At 62.6% G+C, this 15,114-nt stretch carries 19 protein-coding genes; 5 read left to right on the top strand and 14 right to left on the bottom strand.

Annotation, left to right across the window (positions count from 1 at the left end):
* Window positions 1–11 precede the first annotated feature (11 nt).
* The 7 genes from N7573_RS04890 to N7573_RS04920 all read right to left on the bottom strand — a co-directional run bounded on the left by N7573_RS04890 (window position 12) and on the right by N7573_RS04920 (window position 3,938).
* On the bottom strand, window positions 12–320 hold the full coding sequence (locus N7573_RS04890) for a hypothetical protein (RefSeq protein WP_024958711.1): 309 nt from the start codon (window positions 318–320) through the stop codon (window positions 12–14).
* A complete protein-coding gene (locus tag N7573_RS04895) occupies window positions 320–505 on the bottom strand; it encodes a hypothetical protein (protein WP_008268538.1) in 186 nt (61 codons plus the stop codon). The genes N7573_RS04890 and N7573_RS04895 overlap by 1 nt, the downstream gene beginning before the upstream one ends.
* Window positions 506–541: 36 nt before the next feature.
* Window positions 542–787: a hypothetical protein gene (locus N7573_RS04900; protein WP_024958712.1), complete on the bottom strand. Its 246-nt coding sequence runs from the start codon at window positions 785–787 to the stop codon at window positions 542–544.
* 471 nt (window positions 788–1,258) lie between these two features.
* The gene (locus N7573_RS04905) at window positions 1,259–1,627 is read right to left on the bottom strand and encodes a hypothetical protein (protein WP_024957548.1); all 369 of its coding nucleotides are present in this window, start codon (window positions 1,625–1,627) and stop codon (window positions 1,259–1,261) included.
* Window positions 1,624–1,848 carry a hypothetical protein gene (locus N7573_RS04910; RefSeq protein ID WP_024957547.1) on the bottom strand — a complete coding sequence of 75 codons (225 nt, stop codon included), beginning with the start codon at window positions 1,846–1,848 and terminating at the stop codon, window positions 1,624–1,626. Before N7573_RS04910 ends, N7573_RS04905 begins: the two co-directional genes overlap by 4 nt.
* 778 nt (window positions 1,849–2,626) lie before the next feature.
* A complete protein-coding gene (locus tag N7573_RS04915; RefSeq protein ID WP_024957545.1) occupies window positions 2,627–3,013 on the bottom strand; it encodes an H-NS family nucleoid-associated regulatory protein in 387 nt (128 codons plus the stop codon).
* A 361-nt stretch (window positions 3,014–3,374) separates the two neighbouring features.
* Window positions 3,375–3,938 (bottom strand): hypothetical protein, encoded by a 564-nt coding sequence (locus N7573_RS04920; RefSeq protein ID WP_154589952.1) that lies wholly within the window; start codon window positions 3,936–3,938, stop codon window positions 3,375–3,377.
* 313 nt (window positions 3,939–4,251) lie between these two features.
* Here N7573_RS04920 and N7573_RS04925 point away from each other — a divergent pair, with 313 nt between their 5' ends.
* Together N7573_RS04925 and N7573_RS04930 are read left to right on the top strand one after the other, a co-directional pair.
* Window positions 4,252–4,506 (top strand): hypothetical protein, encoded by a 255-nt coding sequence (locus N7573_RS04925; protein ID WP_024957543.1) that lies wholly within the window; start codon window positions 4,252–4,254, stop codon window positions 4,504–4,506.
* A 6-nt stretch (window positions 4,507–4,512) separates the two neighbouring features.
* The gene (locus N7573_RS04930; protein ID WP_024957542.1) at window positions 4,513–4,791 is read left to right on the top strand and encodes a membrane protein; all 279 of its coding nucleotides are present in this window, start codon (window positions 4,513–4,515) and stop codon (window positions 4,789–4,791) included.
* Window positions 4,792–5,445: 654 nt separating this feature from the next.
* On the opposite strand, the gene N7573_RS04935 is transcribed toward N7573_RS04930, so the two are convergent.
* The 5 genes from N7573_RS04935 to N7573_RS04955 form a co-directional block, all read right to left on the bottom strand.
* Window positions 5,446–6,015, bottom strand: coding sequence for a DUF488 domain-containing protein (locus N7573_RS04935; RefSeq protein WP_080473117.1), 570 nt, complete (start codon window positions 6,013–6,015; stop codon window positions 5,446–5,448).
* Window positions 6,016–6,121: 106 nt separating this feature from the next.
* A complete protein-coding gene (ligD, locus tag N7573_RS04940; protein WP_279911888.1) occupies window positions 6,122–8,668 on the bottom strand; it encodes a DNA ligase D in 2,547 nt (848 codons plus the stop codon).
* A 12-nt stretch (window positions 8,669–8,680) separates the two neighbouring features.
* Entirely contained in the window at window positions 8,681–8,857 is a 177-nt protein-coding gene (locus N7573_RS04945) for a DUF3606 domain-containing protein (RefSeq protein ID WP_008266817.1), read from the bottom strand.
* 18 nt (window positions 8,858–8,875) lie between these two features.
* Window positions 8,876–9,820: a Ku protein gene (locus N7573_RS04950; protein ID WP_024957538.1), complete on the bottom strand. Its 945-nt coding sequence runs from the start codon at window positions 9,818–9,820 to the stop codon at window positions 8,876–8,878.
* An 84-nt stretch (window positions 9,821–9,904) separates the two neighbouring features.
* The gene (locus N7573_RS04955) at window positions 9,905–10,414 is read right to left on the bottom strand and encodes a DUF892 family protein (protein ID WP_024957537.1); all 510 of its coding nucleotides are present in this window, start codon (window positions 10,412–10,414) and stop codon (window positions 9,905–9,907) included.
* On the opposite strand from N7573_RS04955, the gene N7573_RS04960 reads away from it, so the two are divergent.
* Complete coding sequence (locus N7573_RS04960) at window positions 10,413–12,410, top strand: YbhB/YbcL family Raf kinase inhibitor-like protein (RefSeq protein WP_279911887.1); 1,998 nt, start codon at window positions 10,413–10,415, stop codon at window positions 12,408–12,410. The two genes, N7573_RS04955 and N7573_RS04960, sit on opposite strands and share 2 nt — an antisense overlap.
* 43 nt (window positions 12,411–12,453) lie before the next feature.
* Here the strand turns inward: N7573_RS04960 and N7573_RS04965 are convergent, their stop codons facing one another.
* The gene (locus N7573_RS04965; protein WP_064968318.1) at window positions 12,454–12,831 is read right to left on the bottom strand and encodes a response regulator; all 378 of its coding nucleotides are present in this window, start codon (window positions 12,829–12,831) and stop codon (window positions 12,454–12,456) included.
* A gap of 161 nt (window positions 12,832–12,992) precedes the next feature.
* Here N7573_RS04965 and N7573_RS04970 point away from each other — a divergent pair, with 161 nt between their 5' ends.
* Together N7573_RS04970 and N7573_RS04975 are read left to right on the top strand one after the other, a co-directional pair.
* Window positions 12,993–14,135, top strand: coding sequence for a PAS domain-containing sensor histidine kinase (locus N7573_RS04970; protein ID WP_057502465.1), 1,143 nt, complete (start codon window positions 12,993–12,995; stop codon window positions 14,133–14,135).
* Between the two features lies 1 nt (window position 14,136).
* On the top strand, window positions 14,137–14,499 hold the full coding sequence (locus N7573_RS04975) for a response regulator (RefSeq protein WP_049433813.1): 363 nt from the start codon (window positions 14,137–14,139) through the stop codon (window positions 14,497–14,499).
* Window positions 14,500–14,538: 39 nt separating this feature from the next.
* Here N7573_RS04975 and N7573_RS04980 read toward each other — a convergent pair whose 3' ends face one another.
* Window positions 14,539–14,991, bottom strand: coding sequence for a BLUF domain-containing protein (locus N7573_RS04980; protein WP_279911886.1), 453 nt, complete (start codon window positions 14,989–14,991; stop codon window positions 14,539–14,541).
* Window positions 14,992–15,114: the final 123 nt, after the last annotated feature.

The raw sequence follows: 15,114 nt of genomic DNA on the forward strand, positions 1-15,114 counted from the left end.
GCTCACGTTCATCAGAAGCGCCGCTTGCCAGCGCTTCCCACAGCAGGTGGCAGCGCTTGATGCAACTCGTGCGCGCGAAGAAACGCGTGCAGCCACTCTTCGGCGTCCTTGACGCCCGTCATTTCCCGAATCACCACCCCGGCCAAGCAATCCCCAGGGACGGCAAACAGGTCGTCGTTCAGATCGCTGCTGGACAGAGGGGTATGGAAATCGGCCCCCTCTTGGAACGCCTGAAGCAGGTGCTGCCGGGCAAGAGGATCCCGGCGTGCCGCCCATGCGAGGCGAACGAGCTCCGACGATGGCCAGGGTGCGGGGGTCATCAGAACTCGTAACCGTCTGGCACGCCCGAGGGGATGCCCTGCATGGGGCCCGAGTAGCCCACCTGCTGAACCAGGTTCTGGGCGGTTTGCGACATGCGATCCAGGCGTTCCGGGACTTGGTCCAGGGCGAACAGAACCATGCCAAAAAGGGCGATGTTGAGCAGTTTGTTGAAAAGTTTTCGCACGAGCGAGGTCCTCCGTGGTTGTCAGGGGTTCGGGTTTCAAAAAAGCTGGTGGTGTTGGGCGATGCCGAACAGGCAAAGCGCCCAAGTGGCCGCAATCGCTGCAGGAGCCAGGCAGAGCGACACGCCGATGGCAATGTCCGACAGCTTGGCCTTGGGGTCGGTCACCATCTCCCATCCCAGCTTGGCCGCTCCCATGCCCGACATGGCGTCGAACAGGAATCGCAGGAGGGCTCCAGGGGTGGAGGACCGGGCGGGCGCTTGGGTTTGGCTGCGGGTATTCATCAGAGCGCATCCAGTCGATCAGCAATGGCCAATCCGGCGACCAATCCAGCCAAGAGGCAAAAAGCAAAGAACGTCAACATGGGGTTCCCTTTGGTTAAAGAGCATCGGCGCTCTTCTCTGATCTCAAAGTAAAAGAAAACCAACTTTTCGCAATAGATTGACCCTACATTTTTATGACTAAAACACAAAACTGACGGAAAAAAGCAGAAAACACAAAAACCCTAAAACACCTCACATTTCCAGCCCAGCGTCGGGCCCGGCGGAAGCCGAGGCCCCACCCGCCCTTCCCCCAATGCGCTTTTGCTTCATGCCACTTTTGACGTTGCCTTTTTCTCTTCAAGAGCTCAAAAGAACGCGGCCTGGGCCGCGCCTGAAAAGCCCCCTCCGGGGAGGTTAGGACGTGGGCCAGGGCTTCCCCCAGCCTCCGCGTGGCTGTCCTTGGCCCCATGCCCGCAAAAGGCGTCCGAGGGATCAGGCGTTGGCTTGGATGCATAGCCAGACCAGCTGGCGGACGGCCTCGGTCAGACGAATCCCAGCCCGGTTAGCGTCAATCTGCAGGGCCGTCACGGCATGGAGTCCCAGCTGCACACTGGGGAGCGCGGCCCTGTAGCGCTCTCGCCCCTTCGACCCCTCCCCGGTCCACGGCGTCGGGCGTCGAGGGGAAAACGGTTCTCGAATCTGGGCGTGTTGCTCGATGAGTTGAGCCAGTGCAGCGCGCATGCTCAGGCCTTGCGCGGCGGCCAGGGCTTGAAACGCGGCTTTGCTGGGCGCGTCAATCCACGTCTCGTGGATGGTTTCGACCAAGCGTTCTGGGGGGCGGAGAATGTAGCGTTTGGTCATGCAGGGCTCCCGTGCGGCTTGGCCATCCATCCTTGGGCGGCCGCTTCTTCAGCGGTCAGCAACGCGGAAGTGCCCAGGAAGCGTGTGAGCTGGTAATGGCCGATGGTGTGCGGATACCGCTGGAGGTGGGCGTGCATGGCTTTGTCGAAGTAGCACTGGCCACCCGAGCGGCGCTGGTATGCGTAGAAGCGTTTGCGGCGACTCGTTGCTGGCGTCTTCATGCCGAACCCGCGCAATCGTCGCAACGCTGCATTTCTGCCGGATACGTTGAGAAGGGGTAGGCCCCTTTCTGCCCCACTTCCCCGCAGCACCCACACTGCATGAGCCCCCGAGCCGTTTGGCAAATCGCGGCCTCCGGGCCTTGCCAAACCACGCCGACAACGACGGCTTCCCAGGAGCTGCCGCTCCCGGCAACCACAGTGAGCCTGTCGCCGTTCCGAACGTTCGGGGCGGGCACCCGGGCGCCCCACTCGCCCGTCTGGAGTTGGATGGGGCTGGCGTGGTGGTGGGCCATTAGAAGAACCCCCGATAACCATGGGCAAGTAAGCCGGACCGGCCAATAACGTAAGCAATCATGCGAAAACCTTTGAAGAGGGGGCGCTCCCTCGCTACCCACGCAAACTAAGCCACCCCCAAAAAATCGCAATACTTTGCGTCTACGTTTTATTGACTAAGTATCAAAACCGCCAAACGGGCCGCAGATCGATGGAAAACTTGAAACGCAGCACATTTCCCGCCAAGCGCCGGGCCCGGCGGAAGCCGAGGCCCCACCTGCCTTTTTTCCCAAAGCGCTTTTGCTCCATGCTACTTTTGACGTTGCTTTTTGTCTTCAAGAGCTCAAAAGAACGCGGCTTGGGCCGCGCCTGAAGAGCCCCCTTCGGGGAAGAAAGGCTCGGGGCCGGGGCTTGCGCCCCAGCCTGAGCGTGGCTGTCATTGGTTCAACGCCCACAAAAAAAGCCCCGGTTTCCCGGGGCTCTATCTGCAACGCTGTAATGCCGGTCAGGCCTTATACGGGTGCGCCGGCCATTCTTGGTCCGGGTTATTCTTCTTCCACGCCTTGCCTTCAGCAGTTTCGGCCCACGCAAGGAATGCCTTGGGCTGCCGCCCGGTGCCAGCCCACGTGGTCCCGTCCGGGATCTGGAACTTCGGGGCGCGACTGATGCCGGCGCTTGCAGAAACCGCCTTGCGTGGCTCAAGCAGCGCCTTCAGATCGTTCTTCTGCTTCGTCGTGTAATGCTGCGCAAACTGCTGCAAGGTCTCGTAGACTCCTGCAAAGCTGGCCCCGGCTTCGGCCGCCAGCGCGTCGCCTTCGGCCTTTTCCATTTCGGCCACCAAGGCCTCCGCTTCAGCCTTTTTCTTGCGGATTTCTTCGAGCGTCAGTGCCACGGTTTTCCCTTGGATTTGGTCAAACCCCGATCCTGCCGTTTTGCGAGATTACTGTAAACCCTCAACGGCCCAACCCCGGCTCTCCAGTGGCGACTGCCACGGGGCTTCACCCTCAAAAGTCACTGAGGGCATGCCTTCCGCCGGCCACTGGAGCAAGCCCTTGGCGGTTCAGGGGACCGGCCGTGCCCACCTCCACGTTCCACCATGCAATGCCGCAATGTCCAGGGGCAACCGGGCGCCGGCAAAGCCTTGGGCAGCGGTCCCGCGATCCGGGCGTTCAGGCGGTCAACCAGGTGCAAGGCGTGCTTGTGGAAGATGACGTGGATGTTGCCGTTCTTAAACCGCCCGCCCAGGAACGGCTTCAGCAGCTCCCCACCTCGTGCGTCACCAAGAACCCTTCGGAGCCCCGTGTCTTATCGGATGCAGCCTGCTGGGTGGCGCGATTGGCCTTCATGGCCATCGTCTCGGCCCAGACACGCAATCCGATGTCCTGCAGAAGGATATCTTCCCTCTTTCTCGCGGTCGATTCGATGATCCAGTGGCGGCCATACGCGCCATGCATCAATGGCGCCCCTGGCCATCCTTTCCGGGCGACGGTCATGGCCAGTCCGGCGATCAACCGAACGTCAAAGCATCGCCTCGTTTCTTCCTCGGATAGTTCCAAGCGCGGAGCAAGCAATGCATCTCGGGCCTTCGTATCGGCCTGTATGACCCGCTCAAGCTCTGCTGGGGTTGGAGCCCCCATGCGCGTCCACACTTGCGCTGGCGAGCATGCCTTGACCCAGTTCCAAGCGCTTGCGGTGTCGTCAGACGGATCAGCCGGGTGCAGGTAGAGCCGACTTTCAAACACGGCCCGGAGGGTTTCCGGGTGCTTCCACTGGCGACCGTGGATGTAGTGTCCGCAAGCCAGGATCTTGTCGCACACGGGCACCACCACGGGTGCTGGCACGGTCAGAAATCGTTCAACGCCCGCCGCACTATTTCGGCCACGCTGACCTGCACCGATCCGCTTTTTCCGGCGGTTGCGCCATTGGTCGGCCCTCGGAATCGGTGGCCGATACCATCAATCGCGCGGACATGAAACTCTACGACCGCCGAAAGCGGGAACGGCAGAGAGCCTGCCCTCAGATCCGGGCATGGGGCCAGTTGTGGGCTGCCCTCCTTACGCCGATGATCGCCTTCTAAGCGTAGTAAGCGGCCTTTCAGTGCCGCCCAGTCTCACCGATGGAGAGGGCAACATGGAGAAGCGGGTGTGCTTTGATTTCGAGATTGATTTCAGCAACGGGGGCGGGATTCAGGGCCAAGGCTTCCGGCTGGACATCGCCGGTGATGACATCACCGATGAGGCGTTGGCCGACTACATCGTGCGCGACATGCGCCTGCTGATGGTGGGCGAGGTTCGCATCCTCAACAAGGAAATCATTGAGGAGCCTCATAAGCGCCCGGCGCACGGCCAAGACGGTTCAACTGTCCACGACCCAAAGGACGGGTGAGCGGCCATGCATCCTGATGTTCTTGGCTGGACTGCAACCGCCGTGTTGATAGCCACGTTGGTCCGGCAAATGATCAAACAGTGGCAGTCTCCCCATCCGGAAACGGTCTCCAAATGGCTGTTTGTCGGTCAGATGACCGCGTCGACCCTGTTCACCGCCTACAGTGCACTTTTGGGGTCAACGGTGTTTGTGGTGACCAATGCCCTGCTGCTGCTCACGGCCGTGGTGGGACAGGTCCTGGCTTGGCGTCGACGTCGGCGAACCGGCGCGCCGCCTCCCTGCTGACCCAGTATTGGCTGCACCAAGGAAGGCCGTCGTAGGCGTTTAGCAGCCACTCTTCGTCAGATCCGAAACGGACGTCGCCTGACATCCTCGACCCGGCCTCCGACCGTGACCAGCGTCGAGATGGCCCAGTCGCTGGAAGCGGACACGGGCGGAAGCAACAAGATCTCAACGCCGGCCCCCATCGCCGCGCCTTTCCATACCTCCACTGTGCCATCCTCGCTGGGACTGCGGTGGAGGCCCCAATCCGAGGCGAAATCCGTCAGCGCTTGCCGTCCATGTATCCTATCGAGCGCGCTGCAAAGCGAATCATACTGAGCACTCCTCACTCCCCTCCCCCTTGCATCGTTTTCTAACCTGCGCTTCACCATCCATCCCAGACTACTTCATGGCAGACATGAAGATCGAAAGCCAGTCTGAATCCCTCAGGAGAACGCCAACTTTCTGACGGGGCAGCCTCCGATCCATTACCTGAAGCTGGGACCAGGGACGACCGCCTAAGCCGATTCAGGCAGGGTTGCGCGGCTGCCCGTCGTCTATCAACAACACCGTGCGGCAAGCGCGCGCCAACTGCAAGGCAGCCGACATGTCCGCATAGCTTCGATAGGGAGAAAATGCGCCGGGCGGGCCCGACACGCGATCGCCCTACTGGTTGGTTCAGAACAGCTCCGTCTGAGCCGGTGGGTAGACAAGCGCTGGCCCGACGGCCTGCGCCATCGGGTTCAGCGGATGCGGTTTGGGTTCGGCGTGGGACACGATGTGCAGCACCTCATGGCCCCGGTGCGTCAGCAGGTCGGAGATGAGACGTCGGTGGCAACGCCACCACGGTGCCTCCGCGCACATCAGCGCGGTCCGATGTTCGCCCCCCAGCGCAAGCACCTTCGATAGCCCGCCGGCGAACTCGGCGGTCGCCATGTGGTCTGCGTAGCCCTGAAACGCGGCGTTGTCCCACGCACCATTGGGCGAATCCGGCTGCACCTTGCGCCGCCCGCCCAGTTCAGGAATCCAAAGATACTCCACGCCGTGCGCTGGCAGCGTTTTAGCCATCTGCTCGGATGCGAACCAAGGGTGACGACGCGATCCTGGGAAACGACGCACGTCCGCGATCGCCGAGATGCCTTGTGCGAACAGCAGGCGTAAGAACTCGTCCCAAGGTCGAGTGGAATGCCCGATGGTCCAGACGGTCACCGGGGTCGGAGCGGGAGCATCGCACTGCATGAGGCTCATTGGACAGGAGCCGGCATCAAGCCCGCGTGCTCATCACGTGCTCGGCAGCTGCCAACGACGCTCGCGTCTGCCCGTCTACGCTCGGACACGACCGCGGGGATAGCGGCTAGTCGTTTCGGGCCCATTTCGACAAGTTCTGCTTCAACGCATCGATGCCCTCCCAGGGATCCTTGCGGCGACGTTTCAGCTTGCCCGGCACGTCCTTGATCGTGAACGCGTCAGCCCGTTTGAGGTTTGGCAGCTCGCTCCACGCCAGAGGCATCGCGACAGGCGCGCCCGGTCTACCCCGCAGGGAATACGACGCCACTGCGGTGGCACCTCGACCGTTACGCAGGTAGTCGACAAAGATCCGCTTGTTTCGAAGGGCTTTGGTGGCGGTGGCCAAGAACCGCTGAGGTTCCGACTGGGCCAACGCGTCGGCGAATCCTTTGGCGAAGCGCTTGGTCAGGTCCCAGTCGCACCCGGGATTCAAGGGCACCACGACATGAAGGCCCTTGCCTCCGGATACCCGCAGGAAGGACTCCAGCTCTAGTTGGGCCAGAAGCTTCCGGATATCAGTGGCAGCCTTTTTTACCTCCGCGAAAGGCACATCTGGGCCGGGGTCTAGATCGAATACCACCCGGTCGGCACGGTCAGGCTCCTCCGCGTGGCTTCCCCACGGATGGAACTCCAGGGCATTGAACTGGACCAGCTCCAGCAAGCTGGCCGCGTCGCGCACTACGAGGTAGTGGGCGTTGATGCCGCTGTCCTCCTTCAGCTTGACCGAGTCCACCAGCTCCAGCCCGGCGGTGTGGTGCTTTTGGAAGAAGCAGGGCTTGCCGGTGCCGGCGGGGCAGCGAATGATCGACAGCGGCCGATTGATCACCTCGGGCAGCAGGTGGTCCATGACCGCCGAGTAGTAATCCCAGACGTCTTGCTTGGTATAGCCGTCACCGGGGAAGAGAACCTTGCTCGGGGAGGACAGTTTGGGGGGCACGCGTTCGACTTGAGGCGTTGCGGCGGACCTCCCGGCGGAGGACGCGGCCGATACCCGTTTGCCACGGGCCGGTTTCGCCGGGGCGGCGCGATCCGAATCCGCCAAATCATTCACTTCCTTGTCGGCCCGCACGGCTTTCAAGGAGGCTTGGCGCAGCAGTTGCTGCCCCCCGATGCCGCGATAGAACACCTCCACCACGAAGCGCGGCTCGAACCACGTGGCAGAGCGAAGATCGGTGTCCTCGGTGGGCACGTAGGCCGTCGGCTTCTTGCCTCCCCCTTGGATCCTCTTGCTCACGTCCTTGATCAAGGCGTCGGAGAACCCGGTGCCCACCCGGCCCACGTAGAGCCAACCGTGTTTGGCGTCGGGCTTGGCCAGTAAAAGCGAGCCAAAGCCGCTGCGGCTGCCCTTGGGGGCCGTGTAACCGACCACGGCGAACTCGTCGCTGGCCAGCTGCTTGGTCTTGCGCCAGTCGTCGCTGCGGCCGAGGTGGTAGCCGCGATCGGCGCGCTTGGAAATGATGCCTTCAAAGTGCTGTTCGCCAGCTAGGCGGTAGGCCTCGTTGCCGTCGCCTTGGACGTGAGAGCTGAAGGCCAAATGGCCGGCTTGGCCCTCCAGCAGCTCCTGCAGGAGCGCCTTGCGCTCCAACAGAGGTGCTGCGGCCACGTCCACGCCATCGAGGTGCAGCAGGTCGAAGAGCGCGTAGGCCAGCGCGCCTTGCCGCTCCCCGGACAATGTCGCCTGGAGCAGGTTGAAGTCCTCCTTGGTGCCCGATCCGGCGATCAGCTCGCCATCCAAGGCAGCAGAGGTAAGGCCCAACTCCGCCACGGCGTCGCGTATCTCGGGGATCTTGTCGGTCCACTCCAACGCGTTGCGGGACCAGAGCCGGACGGCCCCATCGGCGACCGTTGCGAGGATCCGATACCCGTCCCACTTGATCTCATGGACCCATTGGTCGCCCTGCGGCGGGGCCTCCCCCAGCTTGGCCAACTGGGGCTCGAAGGGGCCGGAAGGCGGAGCCGCCTCTTTCGCTTTGGGCAGGGCCAAGGCCTTCTTGGCCCAGTTCTTCCGTCGCGCACGCTTTGCAGGGAGGGCTTTGAGCTTCTTCTTGTCGGCTTTACCGCCGCCGGCCCTCCTGATGTCTGCCGTTGGGGCCGCCGACACATCGGCGAGCAGATCGTCCGCTTCCAGATCGCTCGCATACGCATCGTCGTCCTTGAACAACAGCCACTGCGGCTGACGGGCCGGTTTGCCGGACCGGACCAAGCGCCACCCGCCTTTGAGCTTGGTGCCGAACAGCTCGAATCGCAGGTGACCCTTGGCAAGTTGTGCCTCTGGGTCTCCTTGGGTGGCCCAAACGCCGTGATCAAACTGGGCCACGTGCCCACCGCCGTATTGCCCCTTGGGGATCTCGCCTTCGAAGCTAGCGTAGTCGACGGGATGGTCTTCCACTTCGACCGCCATCCGTTTGACCTTGGGGTCGTAGCTAGGGCCCTTGGGGACGGCCCAACTCTTCAGGGCGTCGCCGATTTGCAGCCGGAAGTCGTAGTGCCGGCGGCTGGCGTGGTGAAGTTGGACCACGAAAATGGCGCGCTGCCCTTGCGGCAGCGCTTTGCCAGGCTCGGGCTCCTTGGTCTGGTCAAAGCGGCGCTTGCGACGGTATTCGACCAAGGACATGACGGCTCCTCGTTACTTGCCCAGGTGCTTGCGAACGGCCGCAGCGGTGGGGCCCACGGCTTTGACGGCGGCCCGGAGCTCGTCGGCGGACACGCCCAGCGCCTTGGTCCAATACTGCAGCTCGTAGTCTTCGTTGACGTTGATGCGGTCGCGGTCCGGGCTGCCGGTGTTCTTCTTGTCGTCGCTCATGGGATTCTCCTTGGGTGATCAGGCGCTCTTTAGAGCCTTCTTGGCGGGGGCTTTCTTTGCGGCTTTCTTTGCTGGGGCCTTCTTTATGGCGGCCTTCTTGGCAGGCTTGCTGTCTTTGGTGGAGGACTTGGAGGCGGTCTTCACCGGCGTTGCTTTCGCCGGGGTGCGCTTGTTGGTTTCCAAGCTCTTCTGGAGCAGCGCCATGAAGTCCACCACGTTGGTCGCCGAGTCCTCGCGATGTTCCGGTTCCTCGAAGGTGGTCGTGGCTCCGGCCTGCTTCACCCGCTTCTTGATGATGTCGGACAGGCGCTCGCGGAACTCGTCCTGGTAGCTGTCCGGCTCCCACTCAGAGGTCATGCTCTCAATCAGCTGCTTGGCCATTTCGAGCTCTTTGGGCGCAACCCGGTAGTCCGACGCCCCCCCCTGCGGCAGTTTGTATTCGTCCGGAGCCACCAACTCCTGCGGGTAGCGAAGCAGGATCATGATCAACGCATCGCCTTCGGGCATCACCGCGCAAATGTATTCGCGCGTGCGGATGACCACCCTGGCGATGCCCACCTTGCCGGTTTCCTTCAGGGTCTCTCTGAGCAGGACATAGCCCTTTTCGGCCTTCTTGCCGGGCACCAAGATGTAGGGCTTTTCGAAGAACCTCAGCCCGATGCTCTCGGCGTCGACAAAGGCCTCCACGTCGATGGACTCGTGCGTCTCGGGGGCGGCCGCGGCGATGTCTTCTTTCTCTATGACGACGTAGCTGCCCTTGTCGTATTCGAAGGCTTTGACGATGTCCTTCCAAGGCACTTCTTCACCGGTTTCGGCGTTGACCCGCTCGTAGCGAATGGGCTTTTTGTTTCGTGCGTCCAACATGCGAAAGCTCAGATCCATGCGACGCTCGCCGGACATGAGGGACACCGGAACGTTGAGCAGCCCGAAGGACAACGAACCACTCCAGATGGGCCTGGGCATGCCAGCCGCCTCCAATCCTAGGGCCTTTCGTTGTAGGCCCGCCCACGTCGGCCGGGCGTGAACCCGGCCGGCGCGGCGCAGTGGTTACTTTTTGGCTTCGACGCCCGGGGTGGCATCGCGCACCATGAACTCCTCGGTCACCTCGGGCAGGTGGGCCGCCAGCCAGTCGGCCATCGCCTCTTCCTGCACGAGGATTTCTTCGCAGATCCGGGCCGTTTCTGCATCGCCCACCGTCTTCGCTGCGGCGATCAGGGCCGTGTAGGAGGCGATCTCGAAATGCTCGAAGACGTAACCGGCCATCGCGCCTTTGACGATCTCGTCGGAGGCCGTCATGCCGCCGACGGCCTGTCCGAAGGCTGCCATCTTGCCCATCACGTCCTTGAGGGTCGACGGCGAGCCGCCCAAGCGCTTGATGCACCCTTCCAGCCGTTCGCGCTGGCCAATGGTTTCCTGAATGTGCTCTTCAATGCGCGCCTTCAGCACGGGGTAGTGCTCGATCCGCGAAGCCTGCCCCTTCAGCATGGTTTCGGCTTGCTGTTCCATCGCGTGTGCGTCGCGCAGCCAGTCCAACAGGTTCTCTTTGAGCTCTGCCATGGATGTCCTCCTCTCGTGTCGGGCGAAGCCTTACCGTATCGAGGCTGGGATGCGGATCAAGCGATCCCCGAGTGAAGGCTTGGCGAACGGCGGAGCGTCCGAGACCGGCGATGTGTGGGCCTGGCGATCGATGGCCTTCGTGGTGAACGGCGCGCATGCAACGCATTCGCAGCCCATTGACCGCTCCCGCCCCATGCTGAACGCTCCTCAGCGCCAGGCCATCCTCATGACCCGTTCCGCGCTTTTGCTCGTCTTCTTGGCCCCCTCCCTCGCCTTGGCTCAGCAGGGGGACGGAACCGACGTCCAAGCCAACGTCCATACGTTCAAACCCGCCAAGGTAGATGCGACGCCCGAGCGCGTTCAGGCCCTGAAGGTGCCCAGTGGCTTCCAAGTGCGTTCCCTGGCGCAAGGCCTTCAAAATCCCCGGATCATCGCCGTGGGACCAGATGGGCGAATTTATGTCTCACGTCGAGATCAAGGCGATGTGCTGTTGCTGGAGGATGCCAATGAAGACGGAGCCTTGGACGCCGAACCGAAGGTGGTCTTCTCGCGTCCAGGGGCGCACGGCCTGGCCATCGCCAACGGGCAGCTGTATGTCGCCACGGCCAACGACGTGTACCGCGCACCCATACGCCCGGACGGCACGTTGGGTCCCGAGGAACGGATCATCAACGACCTGCCCGATGGCGGTCAGCACCCCAACCGCACGCTGGCCTTTGGCCCCGATGGGATGCTCTACATCAGCGTGGGCTCGTCCTGTAACGCGTGCAACGAGACCAATCCCGAGCACGCGGCACTGCTGAGGTCCTCGCCGAATGGCAAGAGCCGTTCCATCTTCGCCAGTGGCCTGCGGAACACCATCGGCTTTGCTTGGGACCCCAAAACGGGGGAGCTGTGGGGGATGGATCACGGCATCGACTACTTGGGCAACGATGAGCAGCCCGAGGAGCTCAACCGCATTCAGAAAGGAAAGAAGTATGGTTGGCCCCACATCTGGGGCAAGGACGGGGTGAATCCCCAGAGCACACCGCCAGGGCAGATCAGCAAACAGCAATGGGCGGCGACAAGCGAGCCCATGGTGCTCGGCTACACCGCCCACGCGGCCCCCATGCAGATGCTGTTCTACACCGGGCAGCAGTTCCCGGCAGCTTACCGGGGGGACGCCTTCGTGACCATGCGCGGTTCCTGGAACCGCAAGCCTGCGTCGGGCTACGAGGTGGTGCGGGTTCGTTTCGACGCCGGCAAGCCGGTCGCGTTTGAGCCTTTCCTGACCGGCTTCCTGGTCGACAACGGCCAAGCGCATATCGCACGGCCCGTCGGTCTGGCGATGACCAAAGGCGGTGCACTTTTGGTCGGCGACGACGCCAATGGCGTTATCTATCGGGTGACCTACAGCCAAGGCCAAGCGGCCCCCTCCCCCGCGGCGGCAGTGCCTAGCGGGCCCTTGATGGCCCAAGTCAATCAAGGCTCGGGGGTCCCGTTGGCCAAGGATCGGATCGGCAACCCCGCCGCGTTCCAGTTCCGCTCCCCGTCGTTCTCCTCGGGCCAAGCGTTGCCTCCCCGCTTCAGCGCGTATCACGACGATGCATCGCCCGCTCTTTCGTGGAGCCCGGTGCCTGGTGCCAAGTCTTATGCGCTGATCATGGAGGACCCGGACGCGGCCAACGTCAAGCCCTTTGTTCACTGGGTGGCCTACAACATCCCAGCCACCACACAATCACTGCCGGAGGGCCTGCCCGTCGATCCACGGCTGCTGAAACCGGAGGGAATGCTGCAGGGGGCCAACAGCCGAGGCTCGGTAGGCTACTTTGGCCCTAAACCGCCGGTCGAGGATCCACCGCACCATTACCATTTCCAGCTGTTGGCCTTGGACACCGCGCTTGATATGAAGGCCGGGGCAACGCGGGACGAGGTGCTGAAGGCCGCGAAGGGCCACATCCTGGGCGTGAGCGAGATCGTGGGCACCTACCAGCAGACCGCCGCCCCGCTGAAATAAAAAAAGGGACCCGAAGGTCCCGACCGGTGCTAGGTCCGGAAACTCAGTGAACCTCCAGTTCCTGGCGAAGGGACTGGAGGGCGGCGGCGATCTCTTTCAGGCGAAAAGGCTTTTCAAGGAAGGGCGTGCCTTTGAAGCGTTCGGGCAGCCGGTTGGCCCCAAGACCGGTCGTAAACAGGAACGGCACCCCCAACTCGACCAAGCGATCGGCCACGGGGTAAGACTCGACCCCGTTCAAGTTGACGTCAAGCACCGCCACATCGAAAGCGGCTTCCTCGGCGCATGCCAAGGCTGTGGGCAAGTCTTCCGCCGTCTTGGAGACGTCGTAGCCGACTTGGGCAATGGCCTGCTCCAAGACCATCATGAGGGTGGGTTCGTCCTCTACAAGAAGAACCCTTACTGCTTTGCCGTCCAATCCCATGACTTTCTCCCTACAAGCGCTCTGCGTGGTTGTGCCACGATTGAACAGTGTGGCCCGAGGGCTCGCCCGATTTGTGAAGAGGGCGTAAAAGGATGACGGCCGTCGCTCTTCTACACTGCGCACTCTGTCGCCCTTCGGTGGCCCTGCCGAGAGGATGACCCATGAACCGACCAGCGAAAGCGAAAACCGATTTGAGGGACGAGAGCCGGCAGTTTGCCCTGCTGGTGAACTCCGTCACCGACTACGCCCTATACATGCTCGACCCCAGCGGGGTGATCCAGACCTGGAACCCGGGTGGGCAACGAATCAAGGGCTACCAGGCTGCCGACGTGGTCGGCACCAACTTTTCCCGCTTCTACCTGCCCGAGGAGGCCCAAGCCGGCCTACCAGAGCGAAACCTGCGGACCGCGGCCTTGGAGGGGCGCTATGTCGCCGAAGGCTGGCGGTTGCGCCAAGACGGAACGCGCTTTCGCGCCAGTGTGGTGATAGACCCCATCTGGGAAGACGGGGAACTGGTGGGGTTTGCCAAAATCACCCGCGACATCACCGAGCGCCACGAAGCGCAGGAGCAGCTGCTCCAAGCCCAGCGCGATCTCCTGCAGGCGCAGAAGATGGAGGCCATCGGTAAGTTCACGCTGGGCTTGGCCCATGATTTCAACAACCTGTTGACGATCGTGGCCAACTGCCTGGACCTCATCAGCCTGCGGGTCAAAGACGGGGGCGTGGCCAAGCTCATTGACACGGCGCAGCGGGCCGCTGAGCGCGGGGCCCTTCTGACTCGGCAGTTGCTGACCTTTGGCAAGGGCCAAACCCTGGTGCCAGAGGCCGTCGATTTGGCCGCCTTGATGGCCGAATGCGAAGCGCTGCTGCGCCGCTCTGCCGGCGACGCGATCGCATTGACGGTCGAGGTTTCTCGAGGCCTTCCGACCTTGTCGCTGGACAAAGCACAGCTGGAGGCCGCAATCCTTAACCTGGTGTGCAACAGCCGCGATGCCATGCCGAAGGGCGGAACGATCCTCATCACGGCCTCTGCGCGGCAAACCCGCGATCCTACGTTGCCCAACGCCAGTGAAAGCCCTTACATCTGCTTGAGCGTCCGAGACGACGGTTCAGGGATTGAGGCGGACCAGCAGGCCAGGGTATTTGAACCGTTTTTCACTACCAAACCCATCGGAAGGGGCAGCGGGCTGGGCTTGAGCCAAGTGTTTGGCTTCACGGCCCAGTCCGGCGGGTTCACCGAGCTCCAGAGCGAGCTTGGGAAGGGAACCCGCGTCAGCCTTTGCTTCCCCGCACCAGAGCATTGAGATGCCGATCCACGTGTTGTTTGTTGAAGACGAAGACGATCTCCGCAGCGTCGTCGTCGAGGCCCTGACCTCTCAGGGCTTCCAAGTCACTCCCGCCAGCAACGGGGACGAGGCCCTCGTCCTCCTGCGCGGCAGCGCCAAGTTCGCGGTGGTAGTGACCGACTTCAACATGCCGGACAGCGCCGACGGGCTGGAGGTCGCGGCGGAAGCCGCGGTTGCTCAACCCCAGGCCCGCGTCATGCTCGCGTCTGGCCTTCAACGCTCGCAGCTGCCCCCGCTGCCCGAGAAGGTTCGATTTCTCCCGAAGCCTTACCGCTTCCGACAGCTTGTTACGGCGATCCACGAAGACTTGGGCTGCACGTAGGGGTCGGATTCCTTGCGCTGCCTGGCGGTCGCCACTGGTTCACCTTCCTACCAGTGCGCGCCTGCTCACTAGGAACATTAAACGGTCGATCGCGGTTGCGTTCAACGCTTCTCCATCCCCCCGCACCTTGAAGCCGGCCCAGTCGCCCTCTGCGACCTCGCTCAGCTCTTGGACTTCCACAGGCAACCAGCGCATAGGCCAGTAAGGCAAGCGACGATCCGTGATCGTCCCTCTTTGCAGCTCGATCAGATCGTGATGGCTCGAAGCACCGAGCACTCTGGAGAACACCACGTCCAACCCGTCCGGGGGGCCCTCCAAGTATTGGAGGAAGCGCGTCCCGTCGAACAAGAGCACCCCACTGACACCTGCGTCCCGGTTAAATCGAGTTGCGTCGTCGACCAGCTCCTGGAGCTTGCCGCTCCGGAGGCCAAGCAGATCGCCGCGCAACGCGTCGGATGCCTCGCTGACATACACCACGGCCCTGATGGGCATTGGGCGCTCCTTCTCAACTTGTCTGGCCATCCCCCCTTCCACGAACTTTAGTCCCGCCCACGCATTTGGGCAATCGCGTTGGGAGATAGCGCCTACAGGCGGCTGTTAACTTGATCCCGAGTT

Origin of the sequence: Stenotrophomonas sp. GD04054 (assembly GCF_029836955.1) — a bacterium.
Lineage (GTDB): Bacteria > Pseudomonadota > Gammaproteobacteria > Xanthomonadales > Xanthomonadaceae > Stenotrophomonas > Stenotrophomonas maltophilia_A.